A 13,501-nucleotide genomic window follows, 5' to 3' on the forward strand; every position below is an offset into this window, starting at 1 on the left:
GCGGCTCGTCATTCGCATGGCCCCTGCCTTGCTCTCAGAGGTACTGCCGGGTGGATGCGCCCTGTCCAAACGCATCGTATCCGTGAAGCGATTCCGTCGATACCGCCAAAAAGCAAAGGACGGACCGTGTCCCGGCACACACCGGACACGGTCCGCCCTTAGTCGCCCAGTCGGCCGCACGGCTGACTCCGCCAGGGGTTCAGAACTCGGTCTCCACGGAGTCGTCGTCCACCAGATTCTTCTGCAGAACGGGGCCCTCCCCCGGAGCAAGGGTGCCGAGGATGCGCTCGAGATCCTCCATGGAGGCGAACTCGACGGTGATCTTGCCCTTCTTCTGCCCCAGGTCGACTTTCACCCGCGTCTCGAAGCGATCCGAGAGACGCGTCGCCAGGTCCGTCAGTGCGGGGGAGACAAGAGCTCCGGCACGCGGCCCCTTGGAGCGCTTGGCCTTCTGGGGATGTGAAGCCATCAGCGTCACGATCTCCTCGACCGCCCGCACCGAGAGACCTTCGGCCACGATCCGGTGGGCCAGCCGGTCCTGCTCCTCGGCGTCCTCGACGGACAGCAGCGCGCGTGCATGACCGGCGGACAGCACACCGGCAGCGACCTTGCGCTGGACGCTCGGGGAGAGCTTCAGCAGACGCAGCGTATTGGACACCTGCGGCCGGGACCGGCCAATGCGGTCCGCCAGCTGGTCGTGCGTGCAGTTGAAGTCCTTCAGCAGCTGGTCATAGGCGGCGGCCTCTTCCAGCGGGTTCAGTTGAGCACGGTGCAGGTTCTCCAACAGCGCGTCCAGGAGGAGCTTCTCGTCCTCCGTGGCCCGCACGATTGCCGGGATCGCCTCGAGGCCCGCCTCATGGCAGGCCCGCCACCGCCGCTCCCCCATGATGAGCTCATAGCGCGCGGAATCCACCTGCCGTACGACGACCGGCTGGAGGAGACCGACCTCTTTGATGGAGGTCACCAGCTCCGACAGCGCGTCTTCGTCGAAGACCTCACGCGGCTGTCGGGGGTTCGGAGTAATGGCATCGAGAGGGATCTCTGCGAAGTGCGCACCCATGGGCGGCGCGGGCAGGGCCGCAGCGCCCTCTTCCGTTTCACGTGAAACATTCGACAGCGTGGCCACCTTCGCGGCAGCCACCCCTCGCTCGTTCGGCAATATCGGCATCACCGAAGGGGACGGGGAAGCCGCCCCGCCCACCGCGGCCGACGTCACCGTCTTCTCCATCGGTGCAGTGGGGATCAGTGCGCCGAGACCACGACCCAGCCCTCTCCGTCGCTCGCTCACTGGACGCCCTCCACCATGCTCGGATCGTTCTTCTGTACGCCGAGGTGGGCGTGCGACGCGTCATAGCTGACGCCGACACCCCTCAGCGCAATCTCTCGTGCCGCCTCGAAGTAGGAGAGGGCACCACTTGATCCAGGATCGTAAGTCAGCACCGTCTGCCCATAGCTCGGCGCCTCCGAGATACGGACGGAGCGGGGAATGCTCGTCCGCAGCACCTCGTCGCCGAAGTGGGTGCGCACCTCGTCCGCGACCTGCGACGCGAGCCGCGTCCGGCCGTCGTACATGGTGAGCAGGATCGTCGACACGTGCAGGGTGGGATTGAGGTGTCCCCGCACCAGGTCGACATTGCGCAACAGCTGTCCCAGCCCTTCCAGCGCGTAGTACTCGCACTGGATCGGGATCAGGACCTCCTGCCCGGCCACCATCGCATTGACCGTCAGCAGGCCGAGTGAGGGAGGGCAGTCGATGAGGATGTAGTCCAGCGGCTGCTCATATGCCTGGATCGCCCGCTGCAGCCGGCTCTCCCGTGCCACCAGTGACACCAGTTCGATCTCCGCACCGGCGAGATCGATCGTGGCAGGCGCGCAGAAGAGCCCCTCGACATCGGGGACCGGTTGGACGACTTCCGCAAGCGGCTTGCTCTCCACCAGGACGTCATAGATAGAGGGGACCTCCGCGTGGTGGTCGATGCCCAGGGCCGTGGACGCATTGCCCTGGGGGTCGAGATCGATCACCAGAACACGGCTGCCGTGCAGAGCGAGCGACGCGGCAAGGTTGACGGTGGTCGTCGTCTTGCCGACACCGCCCTTCTGGTTGGCGACCACGATGACGCGCGTCTGCTCGGGCCGTGGCAGGCCCTCACCGGCTCGCCCCAGAGCCTCCACCGCCATTTGGGCAGCACGACCGATGGGAGTGTCGTCCATCGGAGACGGTGTTTCACGTGAAACATCCGCTCCCGTCGACTCGGTACGGGGACCGGGGACCGGATCGGTCATCGGTCCCGCGATGTGGGCGTCGGACCGCAAGGATTCACTCTCCTCGACTTCAGGCTCGCTATGAACAGAGACTCCCATGCCTTGGGGGGCATGAACCAGTGAGCCCTGACGTTCTGTGGAGAAAACCACCTCTGTGGACAACTCCACACCCCTTGAGGAGGCGGGTGTCTCCTCGGGGGCCGGATCCTCTCCGAGCGAACCGAGGGGCCTCCGGCCACGGGGTTCGGCCGCAGCGCGCCCCCGACTGATGATGTCGTGCAGCAGTGAGCGACGTTTCACGTGAAACACGATGCATAGCGGCCGGGGCGGTACTGCCGCGACACTCCGACATGGAGGGAGTCGACAGCTTGTGTGGAGTACGTCCGACCCTCAGCGCCGGCGTCGGGCCCGCCCCGTACGAGCAGCCTTCGCGCGCTTCGCCGCGAACCGCACACCGCCCGGGCTCTCCCCGACCTCGACCCGCACCACCGTGGACATCGGGTCCACGACGCCCTCACCCACCTGCACGATGGACGTCTCCACGGCACCGAGCTTGCTCAGCGCCGTCGCCGCGCTCTTCAACTCCTCCTCGGCGGTGTCGCCCTTGAGCGCCAGCATCTCGCCATAGGGTCGCAGCAGAGGAATGCCCCATGTGGCCAGGCGGTCGAGCGGAGCCACGGCACGCGCGGTCACCACATGCACTGGAGGCAGCTTCCCCATGACCTCCTCGGCCCGGCCGCGCACGACCGTCACGTGGTCCAGTCCGAGCAGCTCGACGACTTCGGTCAGAAAGTTGGTGCGCCGGAGCAGCGGCTCCAGCAGGGTGATCTTGAGGTCCTCCCGGACCAGCGCCAGGGGAATGCCCGGCAGACCGGCACCCGAGCCCACATCGCACACCATCACACCATCGGGCACAACCTCCGAGAGCACCGCGCAGTTCAGCAGGTGCCGCTCCCACAGCCGGGGAACCTCGCGTGGCCCGATCAAGCCGCGCTGCACGCCCGCCTCGGCGAGCAGCTCCGCGTACCGGACCGCGTCCTCGAAGCGATCGCCGAACACCTCGCGTGCCTGCTCGGGCGCGGGGGGAAGCTCCGCTGCCTCAGTCACTGGGGGACCGTCCTTCCGTACCGTGCCGGCACCGGGCGCCGACACCAGAACCACAGAACTATCAGGCTGACAAAGTTCGGCCCCGTCTGCGCAACAGACGGGGCCGGTGGAACGTAGAACCGATCAGGCGGGAAGCACGACGACGAAGCGCTGCGGCTCCTCGCCCTCGGACTCGCTGCGCAGGCCGGCCGCCTTGACCGCGTCGTGCACGACCTTGCGCTCGAACGGCGTCATCGGATCCAGCCTCACGGCCTCGCCGCTGTTCCTGGCCTCGGTCGCGGCCTTGGCACCCAGCTCGGACAGCTCGGTCCGCTTCTGGGCCCGGTAGCCGGCGATGTCGAGCATGAGACGGCTGCGGTCCCCGGTCTCCCGGTGCACGGCCAGACGCGTGAGCTCCTGGAGCGCCTCCAGCACCTCACCGTCACGACCCACCAGCTTCTGCAGGTCGCGGCTGCCCGTGTCGCTGATGATCGAAACGGAGGCGCGGTCGGCCTCGACGTCCATGTCGATGTCGCCGTCGAGGTCGGCGATGTCGAGCAGACCCTCCAGATAGTCCGCCGCGATCTCACCCTCCTGCTCCAGGCGAGTCAGGGTGTCTGCGCCCTCGGCAGCGGCGGAGGTGGTGCCTTCCGTCACGGGATGGACTCCTTCTTACTTCTTGGACGGGGACTTGGGCCGCTGCGGACCCTTGCGCTGCCCGGACTGGGCCCTGCTGCGGGTACTGCCGGCGGGCTTGGCATTGTCCTTCTTGGCAGGACCGGCGGGCTTGGCGTCCTCGGGTTCCTCGGACTTGATCAGCGAGGTGGGCTCGCCGGCCGCCTTGGCCGTACCGGACTGACGCTGGGACTTGGTCTGCCGCTTGGGCTGCTGCCTCTTGGCGGCGGCCCCGGTGGCCGCGTCCTCGGCCTGGGCGGCGGCCGTGCTCTCGCTCTTGACCACCGTGCCGTCGGCCTGGGCCGCGAGGCCCGCCTTGTTCAGACCGTTGATGAACTTGCGCTCGTACTCGTTGCGGTCCCGGCCCTTGGCGACGATGGCCTTGACGATGGCGCGCTCACCACGGCCGCGGGTCCTGCCGTGCTTGGAGACGTTCTTGAAGAGGCGCTCCAGGTACGCGGCCTGGGCCTTGGAACCCGGCGTGGGGTTGTTGTGGATGACGTACATCTGCTGGCCCATGGTCCACACGTTGGTGGTCAGCCAGTAGACGAGGACACCGACCGGGAAGTTGATGCCGAAGACGGCGAAGATGATGGGGAAGACGTACATCAGCATCTTCTGCTGCTGCATGAACGGCGTCTTCACCGTGGTGTCGACGTTCTTCGTCATCAGCTGGCGCTGCGTGTAGAACTGCGACAGCGACATCATAATGATCATGATGGCCGTGACGATGCGGACATCGGTCAGCGAGGAATTGAGCGCCTCGACCTTCTCCGAGCTGTCCGTGAACTTCGCCGCGAGCGGGGCGCCGAAGATGTGGGCCTTCTGCGCGCTCTCCAACAGACGCTCATTGATCACACCGATGGTGTCGTTCGACGCGATGCTGTTGAGCACGTGGTAAAGGGCGAAGAAGAACGGCGACTGCGCGAGGATGGGAAGGCACGAGGAGAGCGGGTTGGTACCCGTCTCCTTGTACAGCTTCATCATCTCTTCGGACTGGCGCTGCCGGTCGTTCTTGTAGCGCTCCTGGATCTTCTTCATCTCCGGCTGGAGCGTCTGCATCGCGCGCGTCGCCTTGATCTGCTTCACGAAGAGCGGGATCAGGCAGATACGGATCAGAATCACCAGGGACACGATCGACAGGCCCCAGGCCCACCCGGTGTCGGGGCCGAAAATGGCCCCGTACACCTTGTGGAACTGGACGATGACCCAGGAGACAGGTGTCGTGATGAAGCTGAAGAGGCTGGCAATCGTGTCCACTAATCATGCTCCTTGGGCATGGGACGGGGTCTCTGCGGCCGGGCTCGAAGGACTCGTCGGACCTGTGGGAGAGGTCCGCCCCTCGGTGGCCGGTTCGGCGGCGGAGGTCCCGCCCCTGCGTGCACGCCAGGCGTCACGCAACATTTCGTGCCACCGCGGACGCTTGCGCGGAGGGACATGGTCCACACCACCCAGCGACCACGGATTGCACCGGAGGATGCGCCAGGCCGTGAGCGCTGTGCCCTTGATGGCACCGTGCCGGTCGATGGCCGTGTAGCCGTAGTGGGAACACGACGGGTAGTACTTGCACACCGGCCCCAGCAGCGGACTGATCGTCCACTGGTAGATCTTGATCAGAGCCAGCAGCGGGTACTTCATCGCGCGCCCCCTCCCAGCAACCGCCGCAGGGCGACATCCAGGTCTCGGGCCAGTTGTACATGGTCGGCGTCGCCCGCACCGGGCAGCGCTCGTACGACTACCAGGCTACCGGGGGGCAGCAGGCCGACTCGCTCGCGCATCAGATGGCGAAGCCTGCGCTTCACTTTGTTGCGCACCACCGCACCACCCACGGCCTTGCTCACGACGAAACCCGCACGCGACGGGGGAGCGCTCTCCCCAGGCGCATGCGGGTCCGTGGCACCGCTACGAAGATGGACGACGAGAAGCCGGCTTCCTGCCCGGCGCCCTCGTCGTACCGCGGTCGCGAAGTCCTCGCGCCGCCTCAGCCGGTTCTCGGTGGGCAGCACGACGGCATGACCTGACCGGGATCAGGCGGACAGACGGGCGCGACCCTTGCTACGGCGGGACGCGAGAATCGCGCGGCCGGCACGGGTGCGCATACGCAGCCGGAAGCCGTGGGTCTTGGCGCGACGACGGTTGTTCGGCTGGAAGGTGCGCTTGCTCACTCGGGGGCTCCAGAAAGACTCGGTGTTTGCGGGGTGCCGTCCTGGCTGTCACCGTGCGCCCACGAGTAGCTCGCGTTACGCCCGAGTGCACCGCTGACCGATCACCTTGCGTGATCTGTGCCCATCGGAGGCAGGCGGCAGCAGCCATCGACAACTCGACCTGGTCACGGTACGCGCGGCTGCGCCATTCGGTCAAACCGGCGATGACTGAGAGACACTTGTCCACAGCCTGGGGACAACAACTTGAACCGTACCGGCTGCGCTGACTACCGTGGCTGGACTCCCATTCGTTCCCTTGACGATTCCTTTCCTCGACCCCCCACCACCCGATTTACATCCCGACCCGTCCTTCGCTTCACACGATCGGAGGACCTGTGAGAGAGCGTGTCCTGTGGCTGACGTACCTGCCGATCTTGCCGCAGTGTGGCCACGCGTACTGGAGCAACTCCTCGGAGAAGGCCGCGGACAAGGAGTCGAGGTCAAGGACGAGCACTGGATCCGACGCTGCCAGCCGCTGGCCCTCGTCGCCGACACCGCGCTGCTCGCCGTACCCAACGAGTTCGCGAAGGGCGTGCTCGAGGGCCGCCTCGCCCCTGTCGTCAGCGAGAGCCTGAGCCGCGAGTGCGGACGCCCGATCCGCATCGCGATCACCGTCGACGACACCGTCGGCGAGCCCTCGCCCCCACCGGCGCCCCGGTCCCAGCCGCGCTACGAGGAACCCGAGCTCCCGCCCGTCCGCCAGGACCGACCCGACCACCTCGACCGGCCCGACCGGCAGGAGCGGGAAGCGTACGAGGGATACGACGGCTACGAGGGGTACGGCCGCCGCCGCACCGACCAGCAGAGCCCGTCCGGGGACCAGCTGCCCACCGCCCGCCCCGCCTACCCGTCGGAGTACCAGCGCCCGGAGCCCGGCGCCTGGCCGCGGCCGGCGCAGGAGGAATACGGCTGGCAGCAGCAGCGCCTCGGCTTCCCGGAGCGGGACCCGTACGCCACACCCCCGCAGGACGCGTACGGCCCGCAGGACGGCTACGGCGCAGGCTCGCCCGTACCGGACTACCGCCCCCAGCCCGTGGACCGGCCGTCCTACGAGCAGCAGCGTCCCGACTACGAGACGCCACACGGCGACTACGACCAGCGCGACGCCAGGCGCCGCGAACTGCCCGACCCCCCCTCCGGCTCCGGGCACGTCCACCGCGGCGGCCCCGTGGGCCCCAACCTGCCCACCACCGGCGCACCCGGCCCGCTGGCGGCACAGCCCGCACCGGCGACCGGCCCCGGCGAGCCGACCGCGCGGCTGAACCCGAAGTACCTCTTCGACACGTTCGTCATCGGCGCGTCAAACCGCTTCGCGCACGCGGCCGCGGTCGCCGTCGCCGAGGCGCCGGCGAAGGCCTACAACCCGTTGTTCATCTACGGGGAGTCCGGGCTCGGCAAGACCCACCTGCTGCACGCGATCGGACACTACGCGCGGAGCCTGTACCCCGGCACGCGCGTGCGGTACGTGAGTTCGGAGGAGTTCACCAACGAGTTCATCAACTCCATCCGCGACGGCAAGGGCGACAGCTTCCGCAAGCGCTACCGCGAGATGGACATCCTGCTCGTCGACGACATCCAGTTCCTGGCGGACAAGGAGTCGACGCAGGAGGAGTTCTTCCACACCTTCAACACGCTCCACAACGCGAACAAGCAGATCGTCCTCTCCAGCGACCGGCCGCCCAAGCAGCTGGTCACCCTGGAGGACCGGCTGCGGAACCGTTTCGAGTGGGGCCTGATCACCGACGTCCAGCCGCCGGAGCTGGAGACGCGCATCGCGATCCTGCGCAAGAAGGCGGTCCAGGAGCAGCTCAACGCCCCGCCGGAGGTGCTGGAGTTCATCGCCTCCCGGATCTCACGGAACATCCGTGAGCTGGAGGGCGCGCTGATCCGGGTGACGGCGTTCGCCTCGCTCAACCGGCAGCCGGTGGACCTGGGCCTGACGGAGATCGTCCTCAAGGACCTGATGCCCGGCGGCGACGACTCGACGCCGGAGATCACCTCGACGGCCATCATGAGTGCCACGGCCGACTACTTCGGTCTCACGGTCGAGGACCTGTGCGGCAGCTCCCGCGGCCGGCAGCTGGTGACGGCCCGCCAGATCGCCATGTACCTGTGCCGTGAGCTGACGGACCTGTCGCTGCCGAAGATCGGCGCGCTGTTCGGCGGCCGCGACCACACCACGGTGATGCACGCCGACCGGAAGATCCGCAACCTGATGGCCGAGCGGCGCTCCATCTACAACCAGGTCACCGAGCTCACCAACCGCATCAAGGCCGGCTGAACGGCCCGCGGACCGGACGGCTTCGTCGTCGAGGGCGCCCCCGGAGCGATCCGGAGGCGCCCTTTCCCGTACCTCGGATGCCTCGCCTCCGCGTCGGACGGCCCGGCGGTGTTCGATTCCGATGCCGGGTTACGGCCTTCGTCCACAGATTCAGTGACTTTTTCCCGTCCACATCCTGGGGACCGGGAAGTTGTCCCGATCTTGTCCACAGGGCAACCTGTCGAAGGGCTATCAGGCCAGGTCAACGGGGTGTGGATACGTGGATGAGCAATCTCCACAGGCTGTGGACAACTCGAAGGTCCGCAGCCTGTGCATCGAGTTGTCCACGGACGACCCACAGGCTGGAGGCGGTTGTCCCCAGTGATCACCCGGTTCTCCACATGACTGTCCACTGTTCGGCAACGTGACGCGCCTCTTCACCGACGCGAGTGAAAGGCGTCACATCAGGCTGCCGCAGGGGCCTGTGGGAAAGACCCGCAAACCTGGGGACGGAGCTGGGGAGAACTCGCCCCTCCCTGTGCACGGTGTGTGCAGAACTTTCTGTTCTCCACAGAGACGCCCGGTTGTCCACTGCCTCGGCCCACAGGCCCCGTGGACAAAATTCCTACCCTGACCTGCGGAAACAGGGTTATCCACGGTATCCACAGGCCCTACTACTACTCCCAACTAGAGAGAGCAAGGAATCCGTTTCGAAGAGGGCCCTGTGCACAACTCGCTGTCTCGGCCCCGACTGCCACTCGTCACGACTTGACCCCGAGGGGCACCTACTGTCAGTGCGGTGCGTCAGACTGGTCCCCGGTGTCCTTCCCGTCCCAGGGGCCGACGACACCGAGTCAGACGACGAAGCCAGGCAGGGCGAGAAGCGCCGGCAACAGCAGGAGGCGGCAACAGTGAAGATCCGGGTGGAACGCGACGTACTCGCGGAGGCAGTGGCCTGGGCGGCGCGCAGCCTCCCGGCCCGTCCGCCGGCCCCTGTCCTCGCCGGCCTGCTCCTGAAGGCCGAGGACGGCCAGCTGAGCCTGTCCAGCTTCGACTACGAGGTCTCCGCGCGGGTGTCGGTGGAGGCGGAGGTCGAGGAGGAGGGCACGGTCCTCGTCTCGGGCCGTCTGCTGGCCGACATCTCCCGCGCCCTCCCCAACCGGCCGGTGGAGATTTCCACAGACGGTGTACGAGCGACGGTGGTGTGCGGCTCCTCGCGGTTCACGCTCCACACACTGCCTGTGGAGGAGTATCCGGCCCTGCCGCAGATGCCGAACGCGACGGGTACGGTCCCCGGCGAGGTCTTCGCCTCCGCCGTGCAGCAGGTGGCCATCGCGGCCGGCCGTGACGACACGCTGCCCGTCCTCACCGGTGTGCGTATCGAGATCGAGGGCGACACCGTCACGCTGGCCTCCACCGACCGCTACCGCTTCGCGGTCCGCGAGTTCCTGTGGAAGCCGGAGAACCCGGAGGTCTCCGCGGTCGCCTTGGTCCCCGCCAAGACGCTCCAGGACACCGCCAAGGCGCTGACCAGCGGTGACCAGGTGATCCTGGCGCTGTCCGGTTCGGGTGCGGGTGAGGGCCTGATCGGCTTCGAGGGCGCCGGCCGCCGTACCACCACGCGCCTGCTGGAGGGCGACCTCCCGAAGTACCGCACGCTGTTCCCGACCGAGTTCAACAGCGTCGCCGTGATCGAGACCGCCCCCTTCGTGGAGGCCGTCAAGCGCGTGGCCCTGGTCGCCGAGCGCAACACCCCGGTGCGGCTGAGCTTCGAGCAGGGCGTGCTCATCCTGGAGGCCGGTTCCAGCGACGACGCACAGGCTGTGGAGAGGGTCGACGCCCAGCTGGAGGGGGACGACATCTCGATCGCCTTCAACCCGACGTTCCTGCTGGACGGCCTGAGCGCCATCGACTCCCCGGTGGCCCAGCTGTCCTTCACCACGTCCACCAAGCCGGCGCTGCTCAGCGGCCGTCCGGCGGTGGACGCGGAGGCGGACGAGGCCTACAAGTACCTGATCATGCCGGTGCGGCTCAGCGGCTGAGGTGCGCCCGCCGCGGCGGGCGCTGGGGGTGTGGAGGTCGTCCCCACAGGACCGCAGCATGCCGGTGCGGCTCGGCGGCTGACCGCCTTTTCGAGGGAAGCCGCAGGTGTGGGCTGCGCATGAGCGCGTATGCCCACAGATGTGCGCGCGCGTCCGGGTTTAGGCTCGGACGCCGGCACGTACGTGCCGTCACGCCACGTCGCATACCTAAGGATCACAACTGATGGAGCTCGGTCTCGTCGGCCTCGGCAAGATGGGTGGCAACATGCGCGAGCGGATTCGTCGCGCGGGCCACACCGTCTTCGGATACGACCGCAACCCGGACCTCGCCGACGTCCACAGCCTGCGGGAGCTTGTGGGCAAGCTCAGCGGCCCCCGTGTGGTGTGGGTGATGGTTCCGGCGGGCGAGCCGACCCAGTCCACGATCGACGAGCTCGCCGAGCTGCTCGAGCCGGGCGACGTGGTCGTGGACGGCGGCAATTCCCGCTGGACGGACGACGAGAAGCACGCCGGGGAGCTGGCGGCCAAGGGCATAGGCTTCGTCGACTGCGGTGTCTCGGGCGGCGTCTGGGGCCTGGAGAACGGCTACGCGCTGATGTACGGCGGCGACAAGGAGGACGTCGCCAAGGTGCAGCCGGTGTTCGACGCGCTCAAGCCGGAGGGCGACTTCGGGTCGGTGCACGCGGGCAAGGTCGGCGCCGGGCACTTCGCGAAGATGGTCCACAACGGCATCGAGTACGCCATGATGCAGGCCTACGCCGAGGGCTGGGAGCTGCTGGAGAAGGTCGACTCGGTGACCGACGTCCGTGAGGTGTTCCGCTCCTGGCAGGAGGGCACCGTCATCCGCTCCTGGCTGCTCGACCTCGCGGTGAACGCCCTGGACGAGGACGAGCACCTGGACGGGCTCCGGGGTTTCGCGCAGGACTCCGGCGAGGGACGCTGGACCGTGGAGGCCGCCATCGACAACGCGGTCCCGCTGCCGGCGATCACCGCCTCGCTGTTCGCGCGGTTCGCCTCGCGCCAGGAGGACTCGCCGCAGATGAAGATGATCGCCGCGCTGCGGAACCAGTTCGGCGGCCACGCGGTCGAGAAGAAGTAGTCCACAGGGCACGTCCCGTATCCACAGGACCGCGCGGCGGTCCACGACGCCGGGGAGGTCGGCGGAACGACCATGCACGTCACGCATCTGTCGCTGGCCGACTTCCGGTCCTACCCCCGGGTCGAGGTCCCGCTCGATCCGGGGGTGACGGCCTTCGTCGGGCCCAACGGGCAGGGCAAGACGAACCTGGTCGAGGCGGTCGGCTACCTCGCCACCCTAGGCAGCCACCGGGTCTCCTCCGACGCCCCGCTGGTCCGGATGGGCGCCGATCGCGCGATCGTCCGGGCCCAGGTGCGTCAGGGCGAGCGGCAGCAGCTGGTCGAGCTGGAGCTGAATCCGGGCCGTGCCAACCGTGCCCGTATCAACAGGTCCTCGCAGGTCAGGCCCCGGGACGTGCTGGGGATCGTCCGTACGGTGCTGTTCGCGCCCGAGGACCTGGCCCTGGTCAAGGGTGATCCCGGTGAGCGGCGCCGGTTCCTGGACGAGCTGATCACCGCGCGCTCCCCGCGCATGGCCGGTGTCCGCTCCGACTACGACCGGGTGCTCAAGCAGCGCAACACCCTGTTGAAGTCGGCCGCGCTGGCACGCCGGCACGGTGGCCGCACCCTGGACCTGTCCACGCTCGACGTGTGGGACCAGCACCTCGCGCGTGCGGGTGCCGAGCTCCTGGCGCAGCGGCTGGATCTGATCGGTGCGCTCCAGCCGCTGGCCGACAAGGCGTACGAGCAGCTCGCGCCCGGCGGTGGGCCGGTCGCGCTGGAGTACAAGCCGTCCGCGCCCGGCGAGGCGCATACGCGCGAGGATCTGTTCGAGCAGTTGATGGCGGCCCTCGCGCAGGCGCGCAAGCCGGAGATCGAGCGGGGTGTCACCCTGGTCGGTCCGCACCGCGACGACCTGCTGCTCAAGCTGGGCCAGCTGCCGGCCAAGGGCTATGCCTCCCACGGTGAGTCCTGGTCGTACGCGCTGGCGTTGCGTCTGGCCTCCTACGACCTGCTGCGGGCGGAGGGCAACGAGCCGGTGCTGGTGCTCGACGACGTCTTCGCCGAGTTGGACGCGCGGCGGCGTGAGCGTCTGGCCGAGCTGGTGGCGCCCGGCGAGCAGGTCCTGGTGACCGCGGCGGTCGACGACGACGTCCCCCATGTGCTGGCGGGTGTGCGGTTCGCCGTGGCGGAGGGGACGGTGGAGCGCGTATGAGCGGGCCGGGCACGCCCTCGGGCGGTGGCGGGAAGGCCCCCGAGCCGTCCGGTGTCGATCTCGCGCGGGTGGCGTTGCGTGCGGCCAAGGAGGCGGCACGCGCGCGTGGGGACGCGGTGCAGCAGCGGAAGCAGGCGCGGCGCGGCGGTCTGCGCTCCGGGGCGCGCGCCGACCGGCGTGATCCGATGGCGCTCGGTCCGGCGATCAACCGGCTGCTCACGGAGCGCGGCTGGGAGGCTCCTGCCGCGGTGGGCGGGGTGATGGGGCGCTGGCCGGAGATCGTCGGCGAGGACGTGGCCAAGCACTGTGAGCCGGAGCGGTACGACGAGGACGAGCGGGTGCTGGTCGTGCGCTGTGACTCCACGGCGTGGGCGACGAATCTGCGGTTGCTCGCGCCGACTCTGGTGGCGCGTCTGAACGAGGACCTCGGACACGGCACCGTGCGGTTGATCAAGGTCGTCGGCCCCGGCGGTCCCGCCCGTCGTTTCGGGCCTCTGCGTGCGCCGGGGAGCACGGGTCCCGGGGACACGTACGGGTGATCCGGCGCCCGTTTCGGGCCCTTCGACCTCACGTGATGGACATCACAGCAAGGTCGCCGGCGGTGCTGTACCGCCGCCGTTCTCCGTTCCGTCGGGTCATCGCACGCGGTTGCGAATCGCCACCTGACTCCTAAGTAGCC

General features: G+C 68.2%; 13 protein-coding genes. 5 read left to right on the forward strand and 8 right to left on the reverse strand.

Annotation, left to right across the window (positions count from 1 at the left end; translation table 11 throughout):
• Window positions 1–199: 199 nt before the first annotated feature.
• The 8 genes from ACZ8ZB_RS16920 to rpmH all read right to left on the reverse strand — a co-directional run bounded on the left by ACZ8ZB_RS16920 (window position 200) and on the right by rpmH (window position 6,188).
• Window positions 200–1,288 carry a ParB/RepB/Spo0J family partition protein gene (locus ACZ8ZB_RS16920; RefSeq protein WP_470738537.1) on the reverse strand — a complete coding sequence of 363 codons (1,089 nt, stop codon included), beginning with the start codon at window positions 1,286–1,288 and terminating at the stop codon, window positions 200–202.
• Window positions 1,285–2,361 carry a ParA family protein gene (locus ACZ8ZB_RS16925; RefSeq protein ID WP_470741509.1) on the reverse strand — a complete coding sequence of 359 codons (1,077 nt, stop codon included), beginning with the start codon at window positions 2,359–2,361 and terminating at the stop codon, window positions 1,285–1,287. Before ACZ8ZB_RS16925 ends, ACZ8ZB_RS16920 begins: the two co-directional genes overlap by 4 nt.
• A 291-nt stretch (window positions 2,362–2,652) precedes the next feature.
• Window positions 2,653–3,369 (reverse strand): 16S rRNA (guanine(527)-N(7))-methyltransferase RsmG, encoded by a 717-nt coding sequence (gene rsmG, locus ACZ8ZB_RS16930; protein ID WP_470738538.1) that lies wholly within the window; start codon window positions 3,367–3,369, stop codon window positions 2,653–2,655.
• Between the two features lie 123 nt (window positions 3,370–3,492).
• Window positions 3,493–4,005, reverse strand: coding sequence for a Jag family protein (locus ACZ8ZB_RS16935; RefSeq protein ID WP_470738539.1), 513 nt, complete (start codon window positions 4,003–4,005; stop codon window positions 3,493–3,495).
• Between the two features lie 15 nt (window positions 4,006–4,020).
• Window positions 4,021–5,283 (reverse strand): membrane protein insertase YidC, encoded by a 1,263-nt coding sequence (yidC, locus tag ACZ8ZB_RS16940; RefSeq protein WP_470738540.1) that lies wholly within the window; start codon window positions 5,281–5,283, stop codon window positions 4,021–4,023.
• Between the two features lie 3 nt (window positions 5,284–5,286).
• Window positions 5,287–5,661 (reverse strand): membrane protein insertion efficiency factor YidD, encoded by a 375-nt coding sequence (yidD, locus tag ACZ8ZB_RS16945; RefSeq protein ID WP_470738541.1) that lies wholly within the window; start codon window positions 5,659–5,661, stop codon window positions 5,287–5,289.
• Complete coding sequence (gene rnpA / locus ACZ8ZB_RS16950) at window positions 5,658–6,029, reverse strand: ribonuclease P protein component (RefSeq protein ID WP_470738542.1); 372 nt, start codon at window positions 6,027–6,029, stop codon at window positions 5,658–5,660. The genes yidD and rnpA overlap by 4 nt, the downstream gene beginning before the upstream one ends.
• A 21-nt stretch (window positions 6,030–6,050) precedes the next feature.
• Window positions 6,051–6,188 (reverse strand): 50S ribosomal protein L34, encoded by a 138-nt coding sequence (rpmH, locus tag ACZ8ZB_RS16955; protein WP_003956500.1) that lies wholly within the window; start codon window positions 6,186–6,188, stop codon window positions 6,051–6,053.
• 391 nt (window positions 6,189–6,579) lie between these two features.
• Between rpmH and dnaA the strand changes: the two genes are divergently transcribed.
• The 5 genes from dnaA (at window position 6,580) to ACZ8ZB_RS16980 (ending at window position 13,361) form a co-directional block, all read left to right on the forward strand.
• Complete coding sequence (gene dnaA / locus ACZ8ZB_RS16960; RefSeq protein ID WP_470738543.1) at window positions 6,580–8,508, forward strand: chromosomal replication initiator protein DnaA; 1,929 nt, start codon at window positions 6,580–6,582, stop codon at window positions 8,506–8,508.
• An 890-nt stretch (window positions 8,509–9,398) separates the two neighbouring features.
• A complete protein-coding gene (dnaN, locus tag ACZ8ZB_RS16965) occupies window positions 9,399–10,529 on the forward strand; it encodes a DNA polymerase III subunit beta (RefSeq protein WP_030820091.1) in 1,131 nt (376 codons plus the stop codon).
• A gap of 223 nt (window positions 10,530–10,752) precedes the next feature.
• Window positions 10,753–11,628: a phosphogluconate dehydrogenase (NAD(+)-dependent, decarboxylating) gene (gene gnd, locus ACZ8ZB_RS16970; RefSeq protein ID WP_371238624.1), complete on the forward strand. Its 876-nt coding sequence runs from the start codon at window positions 10,753–10,755 to the stop codon at window positions 11,626–11,628.
• Window positions 11,629–11,700: 72 nt separating this feature from the next.
• Window positions 11,701–12,822, forward strand: coding sequence for a DNA replication/repair protein RecF (recF, locus tag ACZ8ZB_RS16975; protein ID WP_470738544.1), 1,122 nt, complete (start codon window positions 11,701–11,703; stop codon window positions 12,820–12,822).
• On the forward strand, window positions 12,819–13,361 hold the full coding sequence (locus tag ACZ8ZB_RS16980) for a DciA family protein (RefSeq protein WP_470738545.1): 543 nt from the start codon (window positions 12,819–12,821) through the stop codon (window positions 13,359–13,361). The genes recF and ACZ8ZB_RS16980 overlap by 4 nt, the downstream gene beginning before the upstream one ends.
• Window positions 13,362–13,501: the final 140 nt, after the last annotated feature.

It is taken from the genome of Streptomyces sp. 12E, from assembly GCF_055633275.1.